Source organism: Dehalococcoidia bacterium, assembly GCA_040902535.1.
Lineage (GTDB): Bacteria > Chloroflexota > Dehalococcoidia > DSTF01 > JACRBR01 > JBBDXD01.
The window spans coordinates 138,626-160,984 of sequence record JBBDXD010000009.1 but is presented as its reverse complement, the minus strand read 5'-3'; the positions used below and the strand labels follow the sequence as shown (position 1 = coordinate 160,984).

29 protein-coding genes are annotated in these 22,359 nt (G+C 65.9%); 23 read left to right on the top strand and 6 right to left on the bottom strand.

The genetic code is table 11. The features are described from left to right. Positions 1 to 21 precede the first annotated feature (21 nt). From murI to WEB52_04770, 19 genes are all read left to right on the top strand, one after another. The gene (gene murI / locus WEB52_04860) at positions 22 to 885 is read left to right on the top strand and encodes a glutamate racemase (GenBank protein ID MEX2225765.1); all 864 of its coding nucleotides are present in this window, start codon (positions 22 to 24) and stop codon (positions 883 to 885) included. Continuing rightward, the gene (gene pyrF, locus WEB52_04855) at positions 882 to 1,733 is read left to right on the top strand and encodes an orotidine-5'-phosphate decarboxylase (protein MEX2225764.1); all 852 of its coding nucleotides are present in this window, start codon (positions 882 to 884) and stop codon (positions 1,731 to 1,733) included. Before murI ends, pyrF begins: the two co-directional genes overlap by 4 nt. Before the next feature lie 26 nt (positions 1,734 to 1,759). After that, complete coding sequence (locus WEB52_04850) at positions 1,760 to 1,975, top strand: DUF951 domain-containing protein (protein MEX2225763.1); 216 nt, start codon at positions 1,760 to 1,762, stop codon at positions 1,973 to 1,975. Continuing rightward, on the top strand, positions 1,975 to 3,303 hold the full coding sequence (locus WEB52_04845; protein MEX2225762.1) for an MFS transporter: 1,329 nt from the start codon (positions 1,975 to 1,977) through the stop codon (positions 3,301 to 3,303). The genes WEB52_04850 and WEB52_04845 overlap by 1 nt, the downstream gene beginning before the upstream one ends. After that, positions 3,304 to 4,692, top strand: coding sequence for an MFS transporter (locus tag WEB52_04840; GenBank protein ID MEX2225761.1), 1,389 nt, complete (start codon positions 3,304 to 3,306; stop codon positions 4,690 to 4,692). A gap of 81 nt (positions 4,693 to 4,773) precedes the next feature. Next, positions 4,774 to 5,304, top strand: a complete 531-nt coding sequence (locus tag WEB52_04835; protein MEX2225760.1) for a bifunctional nuclease family protein — start codon at positions 4,774 to 4,776, stop codon at positions 5,302 to 5,304. Positions 5,305 to 5,432: 128 nt separating this feature from the next. Further along, positions 5,433 to 5,867 carry a MerR family transcriptional regulator gene (locus WEB52_04830; protein ID MEX2225759.1) on the top strand — a complete coding sequence of 145 codons (435 nt, stop codon included), beginning with the start codon at positions 5,433 to 5,435 and terminating at the stop codon, positions 5,865 to 5,867. Positions 5,868 to 5,871: 4 nt separating this feature from the next. Further along, positions 5,872 to 6,180 carry a hypothetical protein gene (locus tag WEB52_04825; GenBank protein ID MEX2225758.1) on the top strand — a complete coding sequence of 103 codons (309 nt, stop codon included), beginning with the start codon at positions 5,872 to 5,874 and terminating at the stop codon, positions 6,178 to 6,180. Next, positions 6,177 to 6,395: a hypothetical protein gene (locus WEB52_04820; protein MEX2225757.1), complete on the top strand. Its 219-nt coding sequence runs from the start codon at positions 6,177 to 6,179 to the stop codon at positions 6,393 to 6,395. The genes WEB52_04825 and WEB52_04820 overlap by 4 nt, the downstream gene beginning before the upstream one ends. A gap of 165 nt (positions 6,396 to 6,560) precedes the next feature. Continuing rightward, a complete protein-coding gene (locus WEB52_04815; GenBank protein MEX2225756.1) occupies positions 6,561 to 6,809 on the top strand; it encodes an AtpZ/AtpI family protein in 249 nt (82 codons plus the stop codon). A gap of 7 nt (positions 6,810 to 6,816) precedes the next feature. After that, positions 6,817 to 8,028: a F0F1 ATP synthase subunit A gene (locus WEB52_04810; GenBank protein ID MEX2225755.1), complete on the top strand. Its 1,212-nt coding sequence runs from the start codon at positions 6,817 to 6,819 to the stop codon at positions 8,026 to 8,028. A gap of 136 nt (positions 8,029 to 8,164) precedes the next feature. Next, a complete protein-coding gene (gene atpE, locus WEB52_04805; GenBank protein ID MEX2225754.1) occupies positions 8,165 to 8,371 on the top strand; it encodes an ATP synthase F0 subunit C in 207 nt (68 codons plus the stop codon). 57 nt (positions 8,372 to 8,428) lie between these two features. Then, positions 8,429 to 8,944, top strand: a complete 516-nt coding sequence (gene atpF, locus WEB52_04800; GenBank protein MEX2225753.1) for a F0F1 ATP synthase subunit B — start codon at positions 8,429 to 8,431, stop codon at positions 8,942 to 8,944. Next, positions 8,945 to 9,493 (top strand): ATP synthase F1 subunit delta, encoded by a 549-nt coding sequence (atpH, locus tag WEB52_04795; protein ID MEX2225752.1) that lies wholly within the window; start codon positions 8,945 to 8,947, stop codon positions 9,491 to 9,493. It abuts the gene before it with no gap. 56 nt (positions 9,494 to 9,549) lie between these two features. Further along, complete coding sequence (locus WEB52_04790) at positions 9,550 to 9,966, top strand: four helix bundle protein (GenBank protein MEX2225751.1); 417 nt, start codon at positions 9,550 to 9,552, stop codon at positions 9,964 to 9,966. Positions 9,967 to 9,986: 20 nt separating this feature from the next. Further along, positions 9,987 to 11,498, top strand: a complete 1,512-nt coding sequence (gene atpA / locus WEB52_04785) for a F0F1 ATP synthase subunit alpha (protein ID MEX2225750.1) — start codon at positions 9,987 to 9,989, stop codon at positions 11,496 to 11,498. Positions 11,499 to 11,657: 159 nt separating this feature from the next. After that, on the top strand, positions 11,658 to 12,518 hold the full coding sequence (gene atpG, locus WEB52_04780) for an ATP synthase F1 subunit gamma (GenBank protein ID MEX2225749.1): 861 nt from the start codon (positions 11,658 to 11,660) through the stop codon (positions 12,516 to 12,518). An 18-nt stretch (positions 12,519 to 12,536) separates the two neighbouring features. Further along, positions 12,537 to 13,934 carry a F0F1 ATP synthase subunit beta gene (atpD, locus tag WEB52_04775; GenBank protein MEX2225748.1) on the top strand — a complete coding sequence of 466 codons (1,398 nt, stop codon included), beginning with the start codon at positions 12,537 to 12,539 and terminating at the stop codon, positions 13,932 to 13,934. 4 nt (positions 13,935 to 13,938) lie between these two features. Then, a complete protein-coding gene (locus WEB52_04770) occupies positions 13,939 to 14,367 on the top strand; it encodes a F0F1 ATP synthase subunit epsilon (GenBank protein ID MEX2225747.1) in 429 nt (142 codons plus the stop codon). A gap of 108 nt (positions 14,368 to 14,475) precedes the next feature. On the opposite strand, the gene WEB52_04765 is transcribed toward WEB52_04770, so the two are convergent. From WEB52_04765 to WEB52_04755, 3 genes are all read right to left on the bottom strand, one after another. Then, the gene (locus WEB52_04765) at positions 14,476 to 14,697 is read right to left on the bottom strand and encodes an alpha/beta hydrolase (GenBank protein ID MEX2225746.1); all 222 of its coding nucleotides are present in this window, start codon (positions 14,695 to 14,697) and stop codon (positions 14,476 to 14,478) included. Then, positions 14,697 to 15,239, bottom strand: coding sequence for an alpha/beta hydrolase (locus WEB52_04760; protein MEX2225745.1), 543 nt, complete (start codon positions 15,237 to 15,239; stop codon positions 14,697 to 14,699). Before WEB52_04760 ends, WEB52_04765 begins: the two co-directional genes overlap by 1 nt. A gap of 162 nt (positions 15,240 to 15,401) precedes the next feature. Further along, a complete protein-coding gene (locus WEB52_04755) occupies positions 15,402 to 16,217 on the bottom strand; it encodes a hypothetical protein (protein ID MEX2225744.1) in 816 nt (271 codons plus the stop codon). A gap of 179 nt (positions 16,218 to 16,396) precedes the next feature. Between WEB52_04755 and WEB52_04750 the strand changes: the two genes are divergently transcribed. Next, positions 16,397 to 17,767, top strand: coding sequence for a hypothetical protein (locus tag WEB52_04750; protein ID MEX2225743.1), 1,371 nt, complete (start codon positions 16,397 to 16,399; stop codon positions 17,765 to 17,767). On the opposite strand, the gene WEB52_04745 is transcribed toward WEB52_04750, so the two are convergent. The 3 genes from WEB52_04745 to WEB52_04735 form a co-directional block, all read right to left on the bottom strand. Further along, positions 17,764 to 18,258, bottom strand: coding sequence for a hypothetical protein (locus WEB52_04745; protein ID MEX2225742.1), 495 nt, complete (start codon positions 18,256 to 18,258; stop codon positions 17,764 to 17,766). The two genes, WEB52_04750 and WEB52_04745, sit on opposite strands and share 4 nt — an antisense overlap. Positions 18,259 to 18,637: 379 nt before the next feature. Then, the gene (locus WEB52_04740; protein MEX2225741.1) at positions 18,638 to 19,252 is read right to left on the bottom strand and encodes a DinB family protein; all 615 of its coding nucleotides are present in this window, start codon (positions 19,250 to 19,252) and stop codon (positions 18,638 to 18,640) included. 86 nt (positions 19,253 to 19,338) lie between these two features. After that, positions 19,339 to 19,671, bottom strand: coding sequence for a metal-sensitive transcriptional regulator (locus WEB52_04735; protein ID MEX2225740.1), 333 nt, complete (start codon positions 19,669 to 19,671; stop codon positions 19,339 to 19,341). 5 nt (positions 19,672 to 19,676) lie between these two features. On the opposite strand from WEB52_04735, the gene trxA reads away from it, so the two are divergent. The 3 genes from trxA to WEB52_04720 all read left to right on the top strand — a co-directional run bounded on the left by trxA (position 19,677) and on the right by WEB52_04720 (position 22,350). Beyond that, positions 19,677 to 20,132: a thioredoxin gene (gene trxA, locus WEB52_04730; GenBank protein MEX2225739.1), complete on the top strand. Its 456-nt coding sequence runs from the start codon at positions 19,677 to 19,679 to the stop codon at positions 20,130 to 20,132. A gap of 94 nt (positions 20,133 to 20,226) precedes the next feature. Continuing rightward, positions 20,227 to 21,237, top strand: a complete 1,011-nt coding sequence (gene trxB / locus WEB52_04725) for a thioredoxin-disulfide reductase (protein ID MEX2225738.1) — start codon at positions 20,227 to 20,229, stop codon at positions 21,235 to 21,237. Positions 21,238 to 21,348: 111 nt separating this feature from the next. Then, positions 21,349 to 22,350 (top strand): diguanylate cyclase, encoded by a 1,002-nt coding sequence (locus tag WEB52_04720; protein MEX2225737.1) that lies wholly within the window; start codon positions 21,349 to 21,351, stop codon positions 22,348 to 22,350. Positions 22,351 to 22,359 lie beyond the last annotated feature (9 nt).

Below are 22,359 nucleotides of genomic sequence, written 5' to 3'. Positions count from 1 at the left end.
ATACCCGGGATGATTGTGTGAATGACGATGAAGGGGCGCCTGCTGGACGTGATCGCCGCGGCGGCGTACGATCTACCTGCGCCTATGCCCGATGCGTCCTCCCCTATCGGCATCTTCGACTCCGGCGTCGGCGGGCTCTCCGTCCTCGTCGAAGTGCGCCGGCTGTTGCCCGGCGAAGACATCATTTACTGCGCCGATGCCGCGTACTTCCCCTACGGCGCCCACGGCCCGGACGACATTCGCGCCCGCTCGGTTGCGGTGACCACGCAATTGCTCGCGCGCGGCGCGAAAGCCATCGTCGTCGCCTGCAATACTGCCACGAGCGCCGCGATCGCCCATCTGCGCGCGACCTTCGACGTACCGTTCATCGGCATGGAGCCGGCGCTCAAGCCCGCCGCTGAACGCACGGTGGCGGGCCGCGTCGCGCTGCTCGTCACGCCGCCAACCGCCGGTGGCGAAAAGCTCGCCGCGCTGATCGATCGCTACGGTGCCGAGGTACACGTCGAAACGATCGCGGCGCCGGGACTCGCCGAACGCGTCGAGGCGGGCGCGATCGATGACGACGAGACGGCGGCACTCGTCGACCAGTACCTCCAGCGCGTACGCGACTCCGGCGCCGATGTGCTGGCGCTGGGCTGCACGCACTACGCCTTCCTCCGCGCCATCATCGAGCGGCGCGCCGGCGATGGCATCGCCGTGATCGAGCCGTCGCCGGCAGTCGCGCGCCAGGTGAGGCGCGTGCTGGAGTCGCACGACCTGCTGCGTCCGCGTTCGGGCGGTGGTGGCGTGCTGTACCTTACAAGCGGCGATGACCGCGCGTTCGCGGCGTTGCGCCAGCGTCTGCGCGAGGCGGGCGCGGAGATCCCGGAAACGTCGGCGACATGAGGAGGAGCACCACGGGGACGCAGACCTTCCGCGCGAAGCTCGAAGCGGCCTGGGCCCGCAGCGACAGCCTGCTCTGCATCGGCCTCGACCCAGATCCGGCGTTGATGGCGCTCGACGACGTCGCCGCGTTCAATATCGCGATCGTCGAGGCGACGAGCGATCTCGTGTGCGCGTACAAGCCCAACGTCGCGTTCTACGAGGCGCTGGGACCGGAGAAGGGCTACGCCGCGCTGCGCAAGATCGTGGCGGCGATACCGTCGCACGTCATCACGCTCGCCGATGCCAAGCGCGGCGACGTCACGAACACCGCGCGCGCCTACGCGAAGGCCGTCTTCGATGAACTGGGCTTCGATGCCTGCACGGTGAATCCGTACGTGGGCTATGACTCTACGGAACCCTGGATCGAGCGCCCTGAAAAAGCTGCGTTCGTGCTGTGTCGCACGTCGAACCCGGGCGCCGCGGACCTGCAAGATCTGCAGGTACAGTCGGATGGCGGCGCGATGCCGCTGTACGAAGCCGTCGCGCTCAAGGCACGGTCGTGGGACAAGCACGCGAACGTCGGACTGGTCGTCGGCGCGACGTACCCCGGCGAGATGCAGCGCATTCGCGAACTGTGCCCCGAGATGCCGTTTCTGGTGCCCGGGATCGGCGCGCAGTCGGGCGAACTCGCGGCGTCCGTGCGCGCGGGCGTGGATGCGCGCGGCCGCGGGTTGCTGATCAGCGCCTCGCGCGGCGTTACGTACGCCTCGCGGGGCAGCGACTTCGCCGATGCGGCGCGTCGCGAAGCCGTACGCCTGCGCGACGCCATCAACGCCGAGCGCGCGGCGATCGCCGCCGCACGAGGCTGACCGTGGCCGAGATCGTCGACTTCCGGATGGAGGACGTCGTCCGCTTGCGAAAGCCGCACCCGTGCGGCGGCTACGAGTGGGACATCGTGCGACTCGGCGCCGACATCGGCCTCAAGTGCCGTACCTGCGGTCACCGCGTGCTGCTCGACCGCCGCACCCTCGAGAAGCGCCTCAAGACGTTCGTGTCGCGAGGCCCCGAGCCCGACCCCGAACAGGTCCGCATCGCGCTGGAGCGGGACTGATGGCCGACACGCGGACGGCCATGCTGCGCCTGTCCGCACTCGTCGGCGAACGGACGCTGTTCGAGAACGACGCCTTTCGCAAGCTGTGGCTGTCGCGCTTGCTCTCGCACACCCCCGTCAACGCCGTCGTCTACACCATGCTCATCATGGTTGTCGAGGCCACTGGCCGGAACTTCGCGAGCAGCCTCTTCGTCGTGGCGTACATCGCGCCGAGTGCGCTTCTCGGCACGATCTCCGGCGTACTCGTCGACCGCGTACCGAAGGGGCTGATGCTCGCCGGCATGAGCGCAGTGCGTGCCGCGCTGTGCGTCCTGCTCGCGCTCTCGACGGATAGCGTGGTGATGATCTACGTCGTCGCCGTGGCGTTCGCCGTGGCTTCGCAGTTCAGCAGCCCCGCCGAGGCGGCAGCGTTGCCCGCCGTCGTCGATTCCGAGGAGTTCACGTCGGCGAATTCGCTGAACAACCTGGGTTCGCTGATCTCGCAGATCGCCGGCCTGATGATCCTGCCGATCGTCTTCCTCAAGACCGTCGGGCCGGAGGCTCTTGCCATCGTCTGCGCCGCGATGTTCGGCGCCGCGGCGTTCAACTTCCTTATCATCGATGGCCTCGGCGGCCCGATCAGCCGCGTCGCCGTCACCTGGGAGGACACGCGCGAGCGCTTCGCGGAAGCGTGGCACTACCTGACGATGGACGCGATGTCATACATCAGCGTCGTGCTCGTGGTGCTCGCCAACACGACGGGCCTGGTCGTCGTGACGCTGTTACCGCGCTACGCGTCCGAAGTGCTCGGCGTCAACACGGAGAACGCGATCTTCGTCGTGACGCCGGCCGCGGTCGGGATCTGGTTGGCGCTGCGGTTCGTGGCGCGCGTCTCCGGGCGCGTATCGCCGTGGTACAGCGTCGGCGGCTCCTTCGCCGCGCTCGTGCTCGGCGTGATGCTTCTCGCGTTCATCCGGCCGATGGGCGCGACGCTGGAAAGCTGGAATCTGCTCGGCGCATTCGACCCGGGGCCGTTCGGCGAGGGCACGGCGCGTATTATCATCACCGGGGTGCTCGCCGCCGGGCTGGCGTTCGCATTCACCTTCGTGAACGTGGTGGGGAGGACGATCGTCAACGAACGCATACCGCGCGAGATGCAGGGACGCGTGTTTGCGGCGCAGACGGTGCTGACGAATCTCGCGTCGATCCCGCCGATCCTGCTCACGGGCCTCATGGCCGACGCGATCGGCGTCACGCCGGTGTTCTTCTTCGTCGGGCTGATGTGCGCCGCGCTCGCCGTGTTCTACGCCGCGCGAAACCTGGCGATGCCGGCAAGGACGGCGTACTAGATGCGCAACGGAACGCGGACCCTGCGCCAACCGCGTCCTGCGAAACCCCGGCCCGTCCTGACCAACCGCAGCTTTCTGCTGCTCTGGCTCGCCCAACTGATTTCGCAGTCCGCCCAGAACGCGATCCTGTTCACGCTGCTCGTGCTCGTCACCGACCTCACAGAAGGGTCGACGTTTACGTCGATCCTGGTGCTGTCATTTGTCATTCCGTCGGTCGTCTTCGGCGTGTTCTCCGGCGTGCTGGTCGATATGTGGAGCAAGCGCTTGCTGCTCATCTATACGAACCTTGCGCGCGCGCTGCTGGCGATCTGCTTCTTGCTCGCGCGCGAGCACGTGGGGCTGCTGATCGTCATCAGCATCTTCTTCGCGACGGCGAGCCAGCTCTTCGGCACTACGGACGCCGTCACCGTGCCCTCCGTCGTGTCGCGCGATCAACTGATCGCGGCAAACAGCATGTTCAGCATGGCCGTCACCGGCTCCCAGCTTGCCGGCATGATCTTCCTGGCGCCGATCCTGCTGCCCGCGTTCGGAGAGAACGGCCCGGTCGTCGTGTTCAGCGTCGCGACAGTGATGTTCGCGGTGTCGGTGCTGTGCGCGCGTCTCATGCCGCCCATCCAGAGCGACGACGGGTCGCACGATCGCCAGTGGCCGACGTTCCGTGAACTCCGCGAGGCCGCCGGCGATTACGCGCAGACGCTGCGGACGCTCTGGCGCGACCCCGTCTCCGGGCTCGCGCTCATTCACTACGCGACGGGCAGTTCGCTCGTCCTGCTGTTCGCCGTGCTCGTGCCGCGCTACATGCAGGCGGTGCTGCAGGTGGCGCCGGACAAGGCGGTGACGATCTTCGCGCCGGTCGGCATCGGCGCAATCGTCGGCCTGCGCGCGCTGCCGCTGATCGTCGCGCGACTCGGCAAGAACCGCACGGTGATCGCCGGGCTCTGCGGTCTGACGCTGTGCACCATCGCGCTGGGCTTCGTCGAGCCGATCGCGAACCTGCTCGAGCGCACGGAGCACGTCGACCCGTTCTCCGATGACCAGCGCGCTGGCGGGCTTTCGATCCTCGTCCTGCTGACGATGGCCTTCGCGGGGCCGCTCGGATTCACCTACGCACTGGTCAACGCCCCCGCCCAGACGGTCCTGCACGAACGCGCGCCCGCCGACATGCGCGGCCGCGTCTTCGCCGCGCAGGTGGTGCTGGCGAACGCGGTGGGCATTCTGCCGCTAATTCTTGCGGGCTCTGTGGCCGATATTTTCGGTGTAAGTCCGGTGCTCTTCGCGATTGCCTTCGCGATGGCGACGATCGCCGGGATCAGTATCTACCTGGAGGCAAAGTGGTCGGTCGGTACGAGACCGCCACCTCCCGGCGCTACGGAAGGGGCCGTTCTGTGACGAGCCTGCGATTTCAGATTCGTTGACACCTGAAGAAGGCCGTGTCTAGACTGAATCGGTTGGATGCGGAGGTCGGTGCGTTTGATTGAGATGACGATTGAGAGCATCAGGGTCAGCCTGATGAACTACCAGCGGGTAGTGATTCTCCGGGAAAAGGCCTCCGACCGGTATCTCTGCATCTGGATCGGCCCGGCCGAGGCCGACGCCATCGCCGTGCAGTTGCAGGAGGTCGCCGTCGCGCGGCCGCTCACGCACGACCTGCTGCGCAGCGTCATCGATACGCTCGGCGCCCAGGTCAACCACATCCTCGTCAACGACCTCGCCAACGACACCTTCTATGCCCGCATCGTCCTGGATGTGAACGGGGGCACGATGGAGATCGACTCACGCCCCAGCGATGCCATCGCGCTCGCCGTCCGCGCCAAAGTGCCGATCTTCGCCGAGGAGACCGTCCTCGAACGCGCCGGCGTGCTCATCGACAAGGACGGCGAGACGATCGAACGCCCGGAGGGCGCGGTCAGGATCGACCCCGAAGAGCTCGAAAAGATGTCCGCCTTCAAGGAGTTCATCGAGAGCCTCGACCTCGACGACTTCGACAAGCGCAAGAGCTAAGCCATCCGGCGCGCCCACTCGGCGTACTGAAGCGCCGCCGCTCGCCGCTCTTCGCGCCGAGTAGTAATAGCCGGATCTTTTGCCTCGGCGCTTGACCTTCTACTTACTGGAGGGTTTACGCTGTGCGTATGGCGTCACACCTGACGATCGGCGCCCTCGCGCGCGAAAGCGGCGTCTCCGTCCGCACGATTCGCTTCTACGAGTCGCAGGGCGTCGTGCCCGCGGCGCGCCGTTCCGCTTCCGGATACCGGCTCTACGCCGCGTCGGACGTACGACGCTTGCGGCTCGTGCGTCATGCACGCCTGCTCGGACTCTCGCTGCCGGACGTGCGCACGCTCATCGAGCAGGCGTTCTCGTCGACGTGTGAGTCATTCGTGCCTGAACTTGCTGACCTGATCGCCGGCAAGAACCAGGAAGTGCTGCGGCGGATCGAGGATCTGCAGGCGCTGCGACGCGAGCTGTCGGAGTTGGAGCGTCATGTGCGCAACGCGCCCTGCACCGCGCGACCCGGCCGGGTCTCGGAGTGTACATTCTGCATCAGTCCCGACGGCGAAGGAGCGTGACGCGATGAAACAACCAGACGAACGCGACCTGATCGACGTGCTGGCGTGTGAGATCGGCGTCCGCCCGCGAGGCGCGCCGACCTTCGAGGACCTGGCGCCGCATGTCCGCGGCGTGCGTCGTACGACGAGCGCGATCGTCGTTGCATTCGACGATGATGCGTTCACATTGGCGGAAGGCCTCGTTGCGGCCGAGCGTCTGTGCTGCCCGGACATCCGCTGGGAGTTGCCGCCCGGACCGCAGGTCGAGTTGCGCATCATCGCCGCCCCGCGCCAGCTCGATGTGCTGTACGACATGCTCACCGCGCGCGCATGAGCCTGCTCACGCTCTTCGGCGTCCTCGCCGTCGGCGCCATGTTGGCCTTCTACGCCCTCGAAGAGCGGGCGCCGGCGTTTGTGCTCGCGTTCGCCTTCGCGTGCCTGCTCGCCGCCGCGTACGGCTTCCTGGCGGGCGCGTGGCCCTTCGGCGTGGTCGAAGTCATCTGGGCTGGCGTGGCGCTCACGCGCTGGAACAGGCGCCGCCTGGCCTGACCCATCCGCCGTACCAGACCCCTTGTCCCCCACCGGCGCAGCGAGGATACTTTGGCGGCCAAGGGGAAGAGCTTCTCACCGTTCGTGCGAAATTTCACGTTGATCGCGCCACGGCGCTCGTGATAAGATTCTCAAAGTCCAGACAGGTTCCGGAGGAGGCGTAGCGTGCAGCGCCTGACCCCGGCGATTCAGCTTCTCGGCCTCGGCTCGTACCTGGCGACCTGCATCGCCGGGGGCACCGTGGGCGGACACTTTTTGGATCAGGCCCTGGACACGGGCAGAATCTTCACGCTGAGCGGCTTAGCGCTCGGACTGGTGGCCGCCTTCTATGGCGGCTATCGCATGCTGATGGACACCATCGCCGATGTCGAGCGGTGGCAGCGGCAGCAGCAGAAGCTGCCGAAGAAGAAGTAGCGGGCTTTTGAAGAATCCCAGGACGATTCTCATCACCGTCGGCGCCCTCGTGCTCCTGCTCGTAGGCTTCGTGTTCGTCCGCGGACCCAAGCCGATTATCGAGATCAGGGCCGAGAAACTGGCGGACATCGGGCCGTTCCCGTTCGTCAACACCTACCTCACCTCCACCGTCGTCGTCATCGTCATTTCGCTTCTCGCGATCTGGATGACGCGCAACCTCACGCTTATCCCCAACAAGGCGCAGAACCTCCTCGAGGCGATCGTCGATGCGATGTACACGATCTGCATCAACACCGCCGGGCCCGAGAACGCGAAGCGCTTCTTCCCCGTCGTCATGACGATTTTCACGTTCATCTGGATCGCCAACTGGATGGCGTTGCTGCCCTTCTTCAACGCCATCGGCGGCGTGCAGAAGGTCGATGCGCATCACTGGCACGAAGAGGCGGTGATCTTCGAGAGCGCCGGCCCGCTCAGCTTCATCAACCTTAATGAGAAGGAACTCGAGTTCGAAGAGATCGAGGCGCCCTCCTGGGCAGACGTGGAGCGCCTCGACGAGCAGATCGCGGAAGCGGAGACCGCCGCCGCTTCCGCCGGTGAGATCCGCCTCCTCGAAGAGGAACGGCTTGTCGCCGAAGAGCACGCGCGCGAAGAGGCGATCCTCGAAGCGCTGCACAAGGACAAAGTCGTCCCGGAGAGCGTCACCTCGCTCGACGAGGCGATCCAGATGATCGAGGCGGATGGCAAGGAACTCGGCGTCCTCATCCCCTACTTCCGCAGCATGAACACCGACATCAACTCGCCGCTTTCGATCGCGATCATGGCGATGATCTTCGTCGAGTTCTGGGGCATCACCGCTCTCGGATTCTTCAAGTACGGCGCAAAGTTCTTGAACTTCTCCAGTCCGATCAACTTCATCGTCGGGCTCCTGGAGTTGGTGGCGGAGGTCGCGCGGCTCATTAGCTTCACGTTCCGTCTCTTCGGGAACATGCTTGCCGGCGAGATCCTGCTGCTCGTGATGACGTTCCTGGCGCCGTTCCTCGTCGCCTTGCCGTTCTACGGGCTGGAGACGTTCGTCGGAGTGATCCAGGCATTCGTATTCGCTATGTTGACGCTCTTGTTCGCCTCTCTCGCGGTTTCGTCGCACGAAGGGCACGACGAACTGGGCGGTCACGACGATCCGGATCGGCCGCTCGAAGGGCCGGTGCCCGTCACGCACTAACAGGGAGCCTCCCGCCACGGCGGGTTCACACGATCAGGAAGCCGTCCGCGAGTGCGGGCGACGAAGGAAGAGGGAGTCAGACATGGACATCGGATTTTTGCCGCTGCTGGAGTTCACCGACGTAGGACTCAGGTACATGGGTGCGGGTTTAGCCATCGGCGTCGGCGCCATCGGGCCTGCGATCGCGATCGGCATGCTCACCGGCAAGGCGATGGAAGCGCTCGGGCGCAACCCCGAGGCGCAGCCCGTCATCCAGACCAACATGATCCTGGGTATCGCATTCGCCGAAGCGATCGCGATTTACGCCCTGGTCGTGGCGGTCATGATCGGCTTCGTGTTCTAGGGACGGTTCACAGGCGGTCCGCCCAACGCGGATCACCACTCCGTCTGGAGTGTCATCATGATCATCCTTGGAATCGCCGATCTCGGCATCAACTTACCGGTCCTGATCGCGCAGCTCGTGAACTTCACGATCCTGCTCGTCATTCTGCGCCTCGTCGCGTGGGGACCCGTGACGAAGATGCTCGACGACCGCCGCGCGCGCATCGCCGAAAGTCTTTCGGCCGCCGACCAGGCGAAAGCGCAGGCCGCCGAGTCGGGCCGTCAGATCCAGGACCAGCTCGACGCGTCGCGCCGCGAAGGACAGGCGCTCGTCGCGCAGGCTCAGGAGATCGCCGCGCGCATACAGGCGGAGGCACGCACGATCGCCCAGACCGATGCCGACGCCATGCTCGGCCGCGCCCGTAACGAGATCCAGCTCGAGCGCGATCAGGCCATCGCCGAGCTGCGCAAGGAGTTCGCCGACCTTACGATCGCCGCCGCCGAGAAAGTGATCAACGAGTCGCTCGACCGCAACCAGCACCGCCGCCTGATCGACGAGACACTCGCGCAGTCCAGCTTCCGGGAGAAGAACTAGGTGCCAGCTCGCAGCCCCTCCTCGCGCAGGTACGCGGATGCGATCTTCGAGATCGCAACGGAGAACGAATCGTGGGTCCAGTGGAGCGGCGACCTCCAGACGATCGCGGACTTCGTCGGCGAGGCGGACGTCGGCGGGCTGCTCGCCAGCAATCGCGTCCCGCGCGGGGACAAGATGCGCCTGCTGAGCGCCGGCCTCGAACGGGAGATCAGCCCGCTGGCGATGAACCTCGTGCGGATCCTGGAGGACAAAGGCAAGCTGCACATTGCGCGCGACATCCAAATCGTCTTCCAGGAGAAGGTCGATGATGCGCGCGGCATCGCGCACGCCGTCGTCACGACCGCGGTGCCGCTCAGCGATGACGAGCGGAATGCCATTGCCGCGCGCCTGTCGTCCGTCACCGGCAAGCAGGTCAACGTCACGCCGGTCGTGGACGAACGGATCATCGGCGGCCTGATCGCCCGCATCGGCGATCAGCTCATCGATGGCAGCACGCGGACGAAGCTGTTGGCGCTTAAGCGCCAGCTTGGCGCGAGTGTTAAGTCGTAAGTTGTAAGTAGTGAGAAGTTGTAAGTAGTAAGTAGTAAGTTGTAAGTAGGCGCGGGATGCAAGATTTTCGGCAACTCAAAGTCTGGGAGAAGAGTCACAAGTTGGCACTCTCCATCTATGAGGCGACGTCCCGATTCCCGGCCGCCGAACGATACGGACTGACTGCGCAGTTGAGGCGAAGCGCGAGTTCCGTTCCGTCGAACATAGCGGAAGGCTGTGGTCGCGGTTCCAACGCGGACCTGGTGCGCTTCCTGCACATAGCGATGGGTTCCGCCTTGGAGGCGGACTACCAACTGCAGCTCGCGCGTGACCTGACGTATCTAGACTCGGAGTCGCACGCGGCACTCAACGCTCAGACTGACGAGGTGAAACGGATGCTTTCAGCCTTGATCAGGACGATTGGGGGCGTCGATTCCAATGGCGGAAGCACGCGCCAACCTACCCATGACTTACGACTCACAACTGAAAACTGACAACTACCGGAGGTAGACCCATGGCGATTCGCTCGGAAGAGATCGCAAGCATCATCAAGCAGCAGATTCAGCAGTTCGGCACCGAGGTCGCTTCGGTGAACGTGGGCACCGTCGTCGAAGCCGGCGATGGCATCGCGCGGGTGCACGGACTGTCGAACGTCGCTTCGAGCGAGCTGGTGGAATTCGCGAACGGCGTCATGGGCCTCGCGCTGAACCTCGAGGAGGACAGCGTCGGCATCATGGTGCTCGGCTCGTACGACGAGATCAAAGAAGGCGACGAGGTGCGTGCGACCGGCCGCATCGTCGAAGTGCCGGTCGGCGATGCGATGTTGGGCCGCGTGGTGAACGCGCTCGGCGAGCCGATCGACGGCAAGGGCCCGATCGCGACGACGAAGACACGCGCCGTCGAGCGCATCGCCCCGGACGTCACGACGCGCAAGTCCGTCGACACGCCGGTGCAGACTGGCATCAAGGCCATCGACGGCATGATCCCGATCGGCCGCGGACAGCGCGAGCTGATCATCGGCGACCGCTCCACGGGCAAGACGGCGCTTGCCATCGATGCCATCATCAACCAGAAGGGCGGCGACCTTCTCTGCATCTACGTCGGCATCGGCCAGAAGGCGCAGAAGATGGCGCAGACGATGGCCACGCTGGAGAAGCTCGACGCCCTCGCGCACACCGTCATGGTCTCAGCGACGGCGGCGGAGTCGGCGGCCTTGCAGTACCTGGCGCCGTACGCCGGCTGCGCCATCGCCGAAGAGTGGATGGAGCAGGGCAAGGACGTCCTCATCGTCTACGACGACCTCTCGAAGCACGCATGGGCGTACCGCCAGGTGTCGCTGCTCTTGCGCCGCCCGCCCGGCCGAGAGGCGTACCCCGGCGACGTGTTCTACCTGCACAGCCGTCTGCTCGAACGCGCCGCAAAGCTCAGCGACGAACTCGGCGGCGGCTCGATCACGGCGCTGCCAATCATCGAGACGCAGGCGAACGACGTCTCGGCGTACATCCCGACGAACGTCATCTCGATCACCGATGGCCAGATCTTCCTGGAGAACGACCTGTTCAACGCCGGTATCCGGCCCGCCATCAACGCCGGCATCTCGGTGTCGCGCGTGGGCACGGCGGCGCAGCGCAAGGCGATGAAGCAGGTCGCGGGGCAGTTGCGCATCAACATGGCGCAGTACCGCGAACTGCAGGCGTTCGCGCAGTTCGGCACCAGCGACCTCGACTCCGCGACGCGCCGCCAGCTCGAACGCGGACAGCGCGCGCAGGAGATCCTGAAGCAGCCGCAGTACCAGCCGCTTTCGATGGCCCAGCAGGTGACGATGTTCTGGGCGCTCAACAACGGCTTCCTCGATGACGTGCCCGTCGAAAAGGTGCAGGCGTTTGAGGCGGCGTTCCACAAGTACATGGAGAGCAACAAGCCGCAGACCATTGCCAAGATCAGCGATCAACTGACGCTGAACGAAGAGATCGAGAACGAATTGAAATCGGCGCTCACAGAGTTCAAGAGCAGCGTGCCGTATTAGGGGAGGTGGGAGATCGGGGTAGGAGGTCGGAGGTCGGAGGTCGGAAGCCGGGCCGCCGAGACCGGATCGTAGGGACGTAGCTTTAGCTGCGTCCGAAGTCGCGGGCGAAAGCCCGCGCCACGAGGATGAACGCGGGTGTAACCGCGAACGAGAGAACGTATGGCATCCGTCAGGCAGATCCGCAGGCGCGTCCGCTCCGTTACCTCCATCGCGAAGGTGACGAAGGCCATGGAACTCGTCGCCGGCTCCAAGATGCGCCGGTCGCAGACTCGCGCCCTGCAGGCACGTCCCTACGCCGACAAGATGCTCGAGATCCTGGGCGACCTGGCAAAGCAGCAGGGCGACGACGAGACGCGCCACCCGTTCCTGACGGTGCGGCCCGCGCGCAACGTGCTCGTGCTCTTCCTGAACACGAACCGCGGCCTCGCCGGCGGCCTGCCTTCGAACATGAACCGCCGCGCCGCATCGTTCGGGCTCGAGCAGGAGGCGCCGGTCGAGTTCGTCGCCGTCGGCGCCAAGGGCCGCGACTTCATCGTCCGCGCGCGCCAGCCGCTCGTCGCGGACTTCAGCATGCCCGAATACCCGAACCTCATCGATACGCTGCCCGTGACGCGCGTCGTGCTGGAAGAATATGAGTCCGAGAAGGTCGACCGCGTCTTCCTGCTCTACCCGCGCTTCGTAAACACCGCCGTGCAGATCCCGACGGTGAAGCAGATCCTGCCGATCGAGCCGCAGGACATTGCGGATCGTACAGTGGAGGACGTCGATTACATCTACGAGCCCGGTCCGCAGGAAGTCTTCGGCGAACTGCTGCCGCGCTACATCGAGATGACGATCTACGAGGCGATCCTCGAGTCAGAAGCGAGCGAACTCTCGGCGCGCATGGTGGCGATGCGCAACGCCACCGAAGCGGCGGACGAGATGATCGAGACGCTGACGCTCGTCTACAACAAGGCGCGCCAGGAACAAATCACCAAGGAATTGCTCGACATCGTCGGCGGTGTCGAAGCAATGAAGTAGCCCAAGCGAGGCGACATCATGGCAAACGGAAGAGTCACGCAAGTCATCGGCACCGTCGTTGACGTCGAGTTTCCAACGGGGGAGCTGCCCGCGCTATACAACGCGCTGGAGATCGGGGCCGACGGCGAGATGATCGTCGCCGAGGTCAACCAGCACATGGGCAACAACTGGGTGCGCTGCCTGGCGATGAACACCACGGACGGCCTGCGCCGCGGCACCGAGGTGCGCGACACCGGCTCGCCGATCTCGGTGCCCGTCGGGCCAAGCACGCTCGGCCGCCTCTTCAACGTGCTCGGCGAGACGCTCGACAAGCGCGGCGACCTCGGCGACGTGCGGAAGTCGTCGATCCACCGCAAGCCGCCGGGCTTCGACGAGCAGGAGACCGAAGTCCAGTTGCTCGAAACCGGCATCAAGGTCGTCGACCTGATCGCACCGCTCGTCAAGGGCGGCAAGGTCGGCCTCTTCGGCGGCGCCGGCGTCGGCAAGACGGTGCTGATCAAGGAGCTGATCCGCAACATCGCGGCTGAGCACTCCGGCATCTCGGTGTTTACCGGCGTCGGCGAGCGCTCCCGCGAGGGCAACGACCTCTGGGTCGAGATGGAAGAGTCCGGCGTGCTCGACAAGACGGTGTTGGTCTTCGGCCAGATGAATGAGCCGCCCGGCGTGCGCCTGCGCGTCGGCCTCACCGGGCTTACGATGGCGGAATACTTCCGCGACGAGTCCGGCCAGGACGTCCTGCTCTTCATCGACAACATCTACCGCTACACGCTCGCCGGCCAGGAAGTGTCGGCGCTGCTCGGCCGCATGCCGTCCGCCGTCGGTTACCAGCCGACGCTCGCCACCGAGATGGGCGAACTCGAAGAGCGCATCACGACGACGAAGCGCGGTTCGATCACGTCGTTCCAGGCGATCTACGTCCCCGCCGACGACTACACGGACCCCGGCGTCGCGACGACGTTCGGCCACCTCGACGCCGTCGTCGCGCTCGACCGCGGCATCTTCGAGAAGGCGATCTACCCGTCGATGGACCCGCTGTCCTCGTCCTCCCGCGCCCTCGACCCGAACATCGTCGGCGAGGAGCACTTCGGTATCGCGCGCGGCGTCCAGCGCGTGCTGCAGCGCTACAAGGACCTGCAGGACATCATCGCCATCCTCGGCGTCGAAGAACTGTCCGACGACGACAAGCAGACCGTCGCCCGCGCCCGCCGCATCGAGCGCTTTCTGGGCCAGGCGATGTACATGGGTGAGATCTTCACCGGCATCCCGGGCCAGTACGTGCCGCTCCGCGAGACGATCCGCGGCTTCAAGGAGATCCTCGAAGGCAACCACGATGCGTTGCCCGAGCAGGCCTTCGTCAATGTCGGTACGATTGACCAGGCGACGGAAAAAGCGCAGCAGATGGCAGCAGGCGAGTAATCACATGCCGCTCACGGTCGAGATCGTCACGATCGAACGGAAGCTGCTCGAAGAGACGGGCGTCGATGAAGTGATCGCTCCCGGCGTCGAAGGCCAACTCGCCGTGTTGCCGCGACACGCCCCGTTCATGACGATGCTCGCGCCGGGCGAATTGATCCTCAAGAAGGGCGGCGAAGAGACGCCGTTCGCCGTCACCGGCGGCTTCTTTGAAGTGCTCAACGACAGGGTGATCGTCCTCGCCGACGCCGCCGAGCACGCGGAGGAGATCGACGTCGCCCGCGCCGAAGAGGCGCGCGAGCGTGCCCGCCAGGCGCTCGAACGCCGTGAGAGCACCGAGGATCTCGCAGCAGTACAGGCGTCGTTGCAGCGCGCGCTCATCCGCCTGCGCATCGCCGAGACCCGCCGCCGCCGCACCAGCCAGCAGAGGCGCTGAAGCGCTGCGCGCTTAAAACAAACAGCAAACAGCAAACCGTAGGCGAGACTGCGGCGCCATCCTTTACTGTTTGCCGTTTGTTGTTTGCTGTGCCGCGCAGCGGCAACGCTACCGTCGCAGGAACTCGAGCACGGTCTTCGTGAACGCGTCCGGCACCGTCATCATTGCGGCGTGGCCCTGGCCCTCGAACGTCACCCACTCGGCCTGCGGCATGTGCGGCTCCAGTTGACGGAGCACCCTGCCGAGCCGCTCCTGCGTCACGCTTCCCTGCAAGAACAACGCGGGCATCGTCAACGATGCGAACTTAGCCGCATCGAATCCGTGGTCCATCAGCGCGCGACCTTCCGATGGCATCGATGGCGCGAAGCTGACCAGGTATTCAAAGATGGGCGTCTCTCGCAGCGCTTCCACCTGCTCCTTCGGGTTTGGAGATTCTTCTCCAAGAACTGTGCGACGGCTTCCGAAGCCTCGTTCTGCTCGAACGCCTGCGCGACTGCCCCCCGCACGTCGTCGACCAGCGGCGGTTCGTACAGCACAAGATGCTTGATGCTCGCCGGCGCCATCGCCGCGGCGCCGAGCGCGCAATGCGCCCCGTACGAGTGCCCCACGAGGTCGACAGGCGCGCCGGCAGCGCCGATCACCGCCGCGACGTCTTCGATCTGGCATGCGAACTGGTGCTCGCCCGGCTCGCCGCTTTCGCCCCGTCCGCGACGGTCCATCGCGTACACCGAGAAGTGCTCGGCGAACGCCGGCACTGCGAGCGACCAGGCTCTCCGGTCGTTGATCGAGCCGTGCACGAGCACCAGCGGCGGTCCATCGCCGCTGCGCTCAAACGCGATCCGCGTGCCATCAGCAGAGGTCACGTAGTCCATGGCTCGCCCTCCCAGCGCCAGTTGCCACGCCATACTCATCGCGGCATGGCGGGAAGTCAAGTTTTGGGGAGTACGACAACAGACAACAAAGAACAAACAACAAGGGGGTACGCTTCGCGCCTTCTGTTGTCTGTTCTCTGTTGTCTGTTCTAGGCCGCAGACCTACCGCACGTGCCGGTCCAGCCGCGTCGCGACGTTCGAGCCCTGCTGCGGCGCCACGGACTGCGCCTGGCGCCGCGGCGTCGCGCCGATCCAGGGCGCCAGCCTGGCGTGGATCAGCGACATCATCGCCGCCACCAGCGGCATCGAGATCACGAACGCAAAGGCGAACAGCGCCGTCGTCATCGTGCCGAAGCGCGCGAGCAGCGCGATCGCCGTCGCGATCTCCGCGGGCCCGAGCGCGATCCCCAGCGCCGCCAGGACGAACGCACGCGAACCGGCCATGATCGCCAGCGTGTGCGCCGCTGCGTCCCGCGGCGAAGATTCGCGCGCGAACAGCGCCGCCACGTACATCGGCAATGGCAGCGCAACGTAGATCGCCGAGAAGACGAGTAGCGCGCCGATCGCGAGCGAGATCCAACGGCCAAGATCGCCGCCGTAGGCCGACGTCACATAGACGGCCGTGCCCATCGCGAGGACTGGCGGCACGATGCGGGCAAGCAGCCACGGCGCCCGTACCATCGCCTCGGCGGCAGACTGCCCCGAGTCTGGCTGCAGGCCGTCCTGCGTGCGTTCGAGCGCCGCGGCGCACGTCGCGAGCGTGCCGACGGCGATGATCGCGATCACAGGCACGATCAGCGTGTTCGAGATGGGCGTATCGATGTATCGCAGGATGGTCGCCAGGATCGCGGCGCCAAACGCCCCGCACAGACCGATATAGCCGTACTCGGACAGGTCCTGCCGGAGCACGGTAGCGGCGTCCTGGAAGACAGCGGCGAGCGTGCGTGACGGGCGCGCGGAGGCTCCGTTCGTGCGCATGGTGATCCCTGACCCCTTCTGCTCCCCTGCCTGCATATTCGGCCTCTACCGGGGAGTCTGTTGTACTCATAACGCTCGATCCGCGACCGTCGCACCCGACCGCTTGACGGGATATCCGGCCAGTGCCACGATGCTTCGGGCGCGAAGGACGTTCTGCGGGGCGAGACGGGCGGAGACGAATGCCGCGCATCCTCCTGTTGGCCGCACTCCTCGTCATGTGCACGGGCTGCTTCTCCGACGATTCAGACACGGATTCCGCGCCTGCCCGCGCCTCCTCGGCCGATTGCGAAGCGGCGGAAGGAGCGCCGGCGACGCTCCCGGCTGGACAGCGGCTCGCCTGGGCAGAAGGCGCGCGGCTCTGGACGCTGACCGAAGACTGCCCGGCGCCACAACTGCGCAGCGAGCACGACCGGGACATCGGGCGCATCCGCTGGTCGCCGAATGGCGAGTCGATCGCCTTCCACGACGGCCGCGGCACGACGGTCCTCAGGCTCGATGCCGGCTCGTCCCCGCGCAGCTTCGGCTCCGAAGAGTTCGCCTGGCTTGGAAACGACCGTGTCGTGATCGGCCGCAGCCGCCTCGTCGAGGCGGGCGCGACGCTGGTCGTCGTCCACGTCGCTTCCGGCGAAGAACGCGTGATCGATGGCGCGCTCGCGTTCGCGGCGGAGGGTGAGTCCATCGCCTACTGGAAGGACGCAGGCGCGTGCCCGCCCGAAGTGTTGCCGCAGGATCTGCGTAAAGAGGGAGGGACGCCGATTGGGCGGCGCTGCCCTCGGCTGGCGATCCTTCCGCCCGGCGCCACGGATCCGTCCCTGACCGTCGACGTGACGGAGATGCTCGCGGTCATGCCGGACGGCGTCCCGTCGCTGGGCCTCACAAGTCCCGGCAGCATCGATTGGTCGCCCGATCGTGAATGGATCATCTTCAAGATGTGCGGCATCGCCGCGAGCGGATGCGTCGATACGCAGCACGTCTTCGAACTGCACGTCGGCTCCGGCGTCCTCACGTACGTCGGCGACACCGCAGGCCCGATCGCCTGGGCGCCCGATAGCTCAAGCTACGTGTACGTTCAGTCGGGCGGCCGCCCGTACGACGCCTACCCGCGCCCGATGGTCGTTCGCCGGCCGGGAGGGTTGGGCGACGGCGACACGATCTCCCCATCTGGTGTCGAAGACTGGCAGCCGGCGTGGTCCCCTGACGCATCGGCCGTCGTCTTCACGAGCTTCCCGTCGATGCGGCTCGGCGATTGTCAGGTCTGCGCGCCCGAGGTCCCCGAAGAAGGTATCTGGACGGCCAGCCTGGAGGCCCGCACCCAGCTCACGTCATCACCGGAATGGGTCGACTCGTCGCCGCGCTGGTCCGGCGATGGCGAATGGATCCTCTTCGTGCGCAACGGACCTGAGCACGAAAGCGCCGGCTATCCGAAGACGCAGCTCTGGATCATGCGGAGCGATGGCAGCGATCAGCGCATGGTGCTTGATCTGAGCGGCGCCGGTCCACACTCGTTTCCGCTGGACTACCTGTATGACTGGTGGACGCCACCGGACTAGCGCGGCAGAAGCGACTCCGGGACGCGCAACTCGTCGATCCCCTCGTACAGCTCGCGGATGGCGGTGAGGTTGTCGCTACCGGTCACTTCGGCGATGCGGTCGATGAGGCGGTCGTATTCGTCGCCTGTTTCGCCGCGGTACGCCTCGGGCAAGCGCCCCCATTCGTCCCAAGGCAGCGTCTCGACCTTGTTCAGCGCGGCGAGGTCGCGGATGGCGTTCCCGCTGATCTCGGCGGGCCCGAAGTTGGTGGTGCCGAATACGCCGAACTTCTTCGCGTCAGCCTCGCCGGAGGCGCAGCGTAGCCATGCCTCGCCGCCGGTCCAGAATCGCGTGTTCGCCAGTTCGTGTGGCGTCCCCCATGCGAGCGGCTCCGGCCACGACTCGCCGATCTCGGTGTCGAGCCTGCGCCAGGCTGCTCGCCGGCATCCCAGTACTCCGTGATCCAGTGGTCGAAGTACGGCCCGTGTCCGGCGTAGCGATGGAACCCGCATCGAGCGCGAGCGGCGGTGCCCGCATGGCGCAGGAACGCCGTGCTCATCGTCGCGAAGTGCCTGCAGGTCGAGAGCAGCCGCTGGCCCGGCGCACGCTGCACAGTCAGCGGCCGCGCATCGAGCGACTCGATGACGGAGATCATCTGCTCCACAGGGTGGATGTCAGCTTCCTGCCCGCGCTCCTCGGGGACCTGCACGCCGAACCGCCACGCGGCCGCTGTCCGGTCGACGAGCAACCCTTGGACCAGTTTTGCAATTGCCTCGGGTCCGGTCGGCAGATCGACGATTGTCGACGGCGCGCAGTTGCTGAGGTCCGTCATCACGCCGGCCGTGCGATAAAACTCCAGCGCCGCTTCGTCGATGCTGCCGGTAACACTGGTCACTCGCCGCCGCCGTGTAATTCGGCGTCGCGCTTCGCGAGGTGCGCCTCCCACGCCGCCGCGTGCCCGGCGCTCATCCAGTCCGGTCGCAGCCGATGCCCCACCGTCGAGATGTGGTTCTCTTCCATCTCTTCGGTGTACTCCCACGCCTCGCCGCGCAAAATCGACATGATCGCGTTGACTTCGCCGGTGTGATAGCACCAGTGGTTGGCGTTGATCAGGATGATCTCGAACAGCGGCATCGTCGCGCCCCAGTGGCAGGGGCGCGGCTCGTCGAACGTCTCATCGATCAGCGGTTCGACCGACGCCACCCATCGCCCGTACGAGTCCTCGTACCACTCGACAAGCTCGTCGAGGTACGCCTGCGACGTCTCGATCGTGTCGTACACCCCGCGCGGCCAGTCGAGCGATCGCATGTGGCGCGGCTGCGCGTCGAACGCGTACGACTGGTAGACGTGACTCCAACTGGCGGTGTGCTTGAGGATGCCGACGATCGAGCGAAAGCCGCCGGCCGATTGCAACGCCTCATCGAGCGTCAGCGTGCGGAGGTTTCTGGTGAGCTGGTCGCGTGCGCTCGTCAGCGTAGCAACCGCGAGTTCCGCTCTCGTCCTCATAGCCGCCGATTCTCGCGTGAGGCGTCGTGAACGTCAAGCGGCGTGGGCGATGACCTACTTAAGACTGAGAACTTAGAACTGAGAACTCAGTCCTCGTACGGCGCCACGGTCATCGCGGGCGCCGGCTGCCCGAACCGCGTCCATAGCTTGAGCGCCTCGCGCAGGTTATCCATCCGCTCGGCATCGCAGTCGAAGCCCTCGAGCACGCAGCGGTCGAGGTGATGCTCCATCAGGCGCGCCCCCACCTGGTCCAGCGCGCTGCGCATCGCCATCGTCTGCGTCAGCATCTCTTCGCAGTCGCGGCGCTCATCGAGCATCTTCTGGACGCCGCGCGCCTGTCCTTCGATGCGGCGCAGCCGCCGCGCGATGTCGTCTTCGAGGCTCTTGCGTTCGGGTCGGTCGGTCGCGGGGATGGTCATAAGTCATGCTCCGGAAGGGCGCTCCGCCACGTTCGCGATGTACCTTGACATACCCCTCGGGGGTATCATATGCTGTCTTCAGCAAGGAAGTCAACCCACAGGCGACGCAGACCAGACGAAGGAGACCCGACAAGATGACCAAGCCGTACGAAGTAACCGACGCCAACTTCGATAACGAGGTACTCCAGGCCGACAAGCCCGTGCTGGTGGACTTCTGGGCGCCGTGGTGCGGGCCGTGTCGCATGGTCGCCCCCATCGTCGATGAGCTGTCGACCGAGTACGACGGCAAGGTGAAGTTCGTCAAGCTCAACACCGATGACAACGTCGGCACCGCCTCAAAGTACGGGATTCGGAGCATCCCGACGCTGCTCGTCTTCAAGGGCGGCGAGCCGGTGGGCCAGATCATCGGATTCAGGCCCAAGAGCGACCTCAAGAAGCGCCTCGACGCGGCGCTCGTCTAGCTTCCGCCTCGCCACGGCGGCACGCCACCGGCGGCGGGCCGCCGCTGCATCAGTATCATGTCCGCATGCCGGTGACGCCTCGAAGGAGCCTGCGGTGACCACACCAGCTATAGAAACGCCCGAATACGACATCGTGATCGTTGGCGCCGGCCCGGCGGGGCTGTCCGCGGGGCTCTACGCCGCGCGCGCCCGCCGCCGCACGCTGATCATCGAGCGCAAGGTCACCGGCGGCCAGATCGCGCTCACCGCCGACGTCGAGAACTACCCGGGCTTCGACAACATCAACGGCTTCGACCTCGCCGAAAATATGCACAAGCAGGCCGAGAAGTACGGCATGGAGACCGCCTACGCCGACGTCACGGACGTCGAGCAGGACGGCCAGATGCATGTCGTGCGCACGACCGAGGGCGACTATCGCGCGAAGGCCGTGATCATCACCGGCGGCGCCGACTATAACCGCCTCGGCGTCGAGGGCGAAGAGCGCCTCACGGGCTACGGCGTCTCCTACTGCGCCACGTGCGATGCGGCGTTCTTCAAAGATCAGGTCGTCGCCGTCGTCGGCGGCGGCGATGCCGCGATGGACGAAGGCCTCTTCGTCTCCCGCTACGCCTCCAAGGTCTACCTCATCCACCGCCGCGACGAACTGCGGGCCAGCGCGATCCTCCAGGAGCGCGCCTTCGCCGAGCCGAAGATGGAGTTCATCTGGAACACCGTCGTCGAGGAGATTGCGGGTGATGACGCCGTGAAGGTCGTGAAGCTGAAGAACATCGTTACCGGAGAGCAGTCGGAACTACCGGTCGCCGCTGTCTTCATTTTCATTGGCCTGACGCCGAATACGAACTACCTGCGCGACAAGCTGCGCATGGATGAGGGCGGTCACATCTTCGTGAACGAGTGGATGGAGACCGACGTGCCGGGGCTCTTCGCGGCGGGCGATATCCGCGCCCAGTCGGCGCGCCAGGTCGTCTCGTCGGCCGGCGATGGCGCGACGGCGGCGATCCGCGCCGACCACTACATCAGCGACCACTTCGGCGGCAAGCCGGGGATCGGCGTCTGGATGCCATCGCAGGCCGGCCAGCCGCAGCCCGGCGCCACCAGCGCCTGAGCTTCGAAGCCATCTGTCCTGCAGGGGGTTGCAGATCGGCGTCAGCGCCGATCGCCGGCTCCTTAGGCGGAATCCCTACGCACCACGGCAGCCTGCCGCCGATACTCCATCATGGAACGGACGAGCGGCTTCGAAGCGGCGGAAGAAGCCAGCGAGCGGTACGCATACCTCGCCGAGAACCTGGCGTCCGTGCATGCTTCGCCGGACATGCCGTGGCTCACCGGTCGTTTGGAGTTCATCGGCGAAAAGGCGTTCGGGGCTGCCCTGACCGTCCTCGCCCTCTCCGACGAGCGCGGCGTCTACCGGCCTTCCGCCTCAGCATCGCCCCGCCCGGCGACGGCGCGCGATCTCTGGCAGGAACTCGAGATCGACGCGCTCGCCTCGAACGACGTCCTCCGCGCGGCGCTCACCGATGCGGAGCAACGCGCCGATGCCATCGCCCTGCCCTTTGCGGACCTCTTCGGCGAGCGTGGGCGCGATGCCGGCGTCGACAGCGTCATCGTCGCGCCCATCGCCTACAACCGCGAGCACATCGGCGTCGCATTGTTCTGCGTCGATGACTCGCCCGCGACGCAGCACATGGTGAACATTCTCGCATCGCACGCCGCGGTGGCGATCTACCAGCTCCGCCAGCGCGAGGAAGCGCGCCGCCTGCACTCCGTCGACCGGCGGCTCTGGGTGCCGGACGAGGACTTCCTGCTCGCGCTACTCCGCCGCGAGGTCACGCGCGCGCGCCGCTACGGTCGCGAAGTGGGGCTTGCCGTCCTCTGGCTCGATAACGAACCGGACATCCGTCAGCGCTTCGGCGACTTCTTCACCGACCACCTGCTGCGGCGCATCGGCGGCCAGTTGCTCGCCACCGTGCGCGACTCCGATATCCTGGGCGCCGTCGGCGGGCGCTACGCCGTTATCCACACCGAGACCGGCATCGATGGCACGCAGCTCTCGGCCGGCCGCCTGCGCGACGTCGTCTGCGAGATGGTTGCGCGGCGCTTCCCGGAGGTGCCGCAGCCCCAGATCAGCATCCGCTGCGCCGCGTTCCCGACGAGCGGCATGAGCGTCGAAGACCTGCTCACGGCCGTCATCGAGGGCAAGCGAGAAGACGCCGCCTGATCCCCGTCA

What these genes read in the sequence shown, in the direction of transcription:
- WEB52_04845 (MEX2225762.1), top strand. Translation starts at nt 1,975, where the DNA reads ATGGCCGACACGCGGACGGCCATGCTGCGCCTGTCCGCACTCGTCGGC.
- WEB52_04830 (MEX2225759.1), top strand. Translation starts at nt 5,433, where the DNA reads ATGGCGTCACACCTGACGATCGGCGCCCTCGCGCGCGAAAGCGGCGTC.
- WEB52_04770 (MEX2225747.1), top strand. Translation starts at nt 13,939, where the DNA reads ATGCCGCTCACGGTCGAGATCGTCACGATCGAACGGAAGCTGCTCGAA.
- atpD (MEX2225748.1), top strand. Translation starts at nt 12,537, where the DNA reads ATGGCAAACGGAAGAGTCACGCAAGTCATCGGCACCGTCGTTGACGTC.
- WEB52_04765 (MEX2225746.1), bottom strand. Translation starts at nt 14,697, where the DNA reads ATGGACCACGGATTCGATGCGGCTAAGTTCGCATCGTTGACGATGCCC.
- WEB52_04840 (MEX2225761.1), top strand. Translation starts at nt 3,304, where the DNA reads ATGCGCAACGGAACGCGGACCCTGCGCCAACCGCGTCCTGCGAAACCC.
- WEB52_04745 (MEX2225742.1), bottom strand. Translation starts at nt 18,258, where the DNA reads ATGCGGGTTCCATCGCTACGCCGGACACGGGCCGTACTTCGACCACTG.
- WEB52_04755 (MEX2225744.1), bottom strand. Translation starts at nt 16,217, where the DNA reads ATGCGCACGAACGGAGCCTCCGCGCGCCCGTCACGCACGCTCGCCGCT.
- murI (MEX2225765.1), top strand. Translation starts at nt 22, where the DNA reads ATGACGATGAAGGGGCGCCTGCTGGACGTGATCGCCGCGGCGGCGTAC.
- trxA (MEX2225739.1), top strand. Translation starts at nt 19,677, where the DNA reads ATGCTCCGGAAGGGCGCTCCGCCACGTTCGCGATGTACCTTGACATAC.
- WEB52_04850 (MEX2225763.1), top strand. Translation starts at nt 1,760, where the DNA reads ATGGAGGACGTCGTCCGCTTGCGAAAGCCGCACCCGTGCGGCGGCTAC.
- WEB52_04825 (MEX2225758.1), top strand. Translation starts at nt 5,872, where the DNA reads ATGAAACAACCAGACGAACGCGACCTGATCGACGTGCTGGCGTGTGAG.
- WEB52_04735 (MEX2225740.1), bottom strand. Translation starts at nt 19,671, where the DNA reads ATGACCATCCCCGCGACCGACCGACCCGAACGCAAGAGCCTCGAAGAC.
- WEB52_04720 (MEX2225737.1), top strand. Translation starts at nt 21,349, where the DNA reads ATGGAACGGACGAGCGGCTTCGAAGCGGCGGAAGAAGCCAGCGAGCGG.
- WEB52_04790 (MEX2225751.1), top strand. Translation starts at nt 9,550, where the DNA reads ATGCAAGATTTTCGGCAACTCAAAGTCTGGGAGAAGAGTCACAAGTTG.
- WEB52_04760 (MEX2225745.1), bottom strand. Translation starts at nt 15,239, where the DNA reads ATGGACTACGTGACCTCTGCTGATGGCACGCGGATCGCGTTTGAGCGC.
- WEB52_04740 (MEX2225741.1), bottom strand. Translation starts at nt 19,252, where the DNA reads ATGAGGACGAGAGCGGAACTCGCGGTTGCTACGCTGACGAGCGCACGC.
- atpG (MEX2225749.1), top strand. Translation starts at nt 11,658, where the DNA reads ATGGCATCCGTCAGGCAGATCCGCAGGCGCGTCCGCTCCGTTACCTCC.
- atpA (MEX2225750.1), top strand. Translation starts at nt 9,987, where the DNA reads ATGGCGATTCGCTCGGAAGAGATCGCAAGCATCATCAAGCAGCAGATT.
- atpE (MEX2225754.1), top strand. Translation starts at nt 8,165, where the DNA reads ATGGGTGCGGGTTTAGCCATCGGCGTCGGCGCCATCGGGCCTGCGATC.
- atpF (MEX2225753.1), top strand. Translation starts at nt 8,429, where the DNA reads ATGATCATCCTTGGAATCGCCGATCTCGGCATCAACTTACCGGTCCTG.
- pyrF (MEX2225764.1), top strand. Translation starts at nt 882, where the DNA reads ATGAGGAGGAGCACCACGGGGACGCAGACCTTCCGCGCGAAGCTCGAA.
- WEB52_04820 (MEX2225757.1), top strand. Translation starts at nt 6,177, where the DNA reads ATGAGCCTGCTCACGCTCTTCGGCGTCCTCGCCGTCGGCGCCATGTTG.
- WEB52_04750 (MEX2225743.1), top strand. Translation starts at nt 16,397, where the DNA reads ATGCCGCGCATCCTCCTGTTGGCCGCACTCCTCGTCATGTGCACGGGC.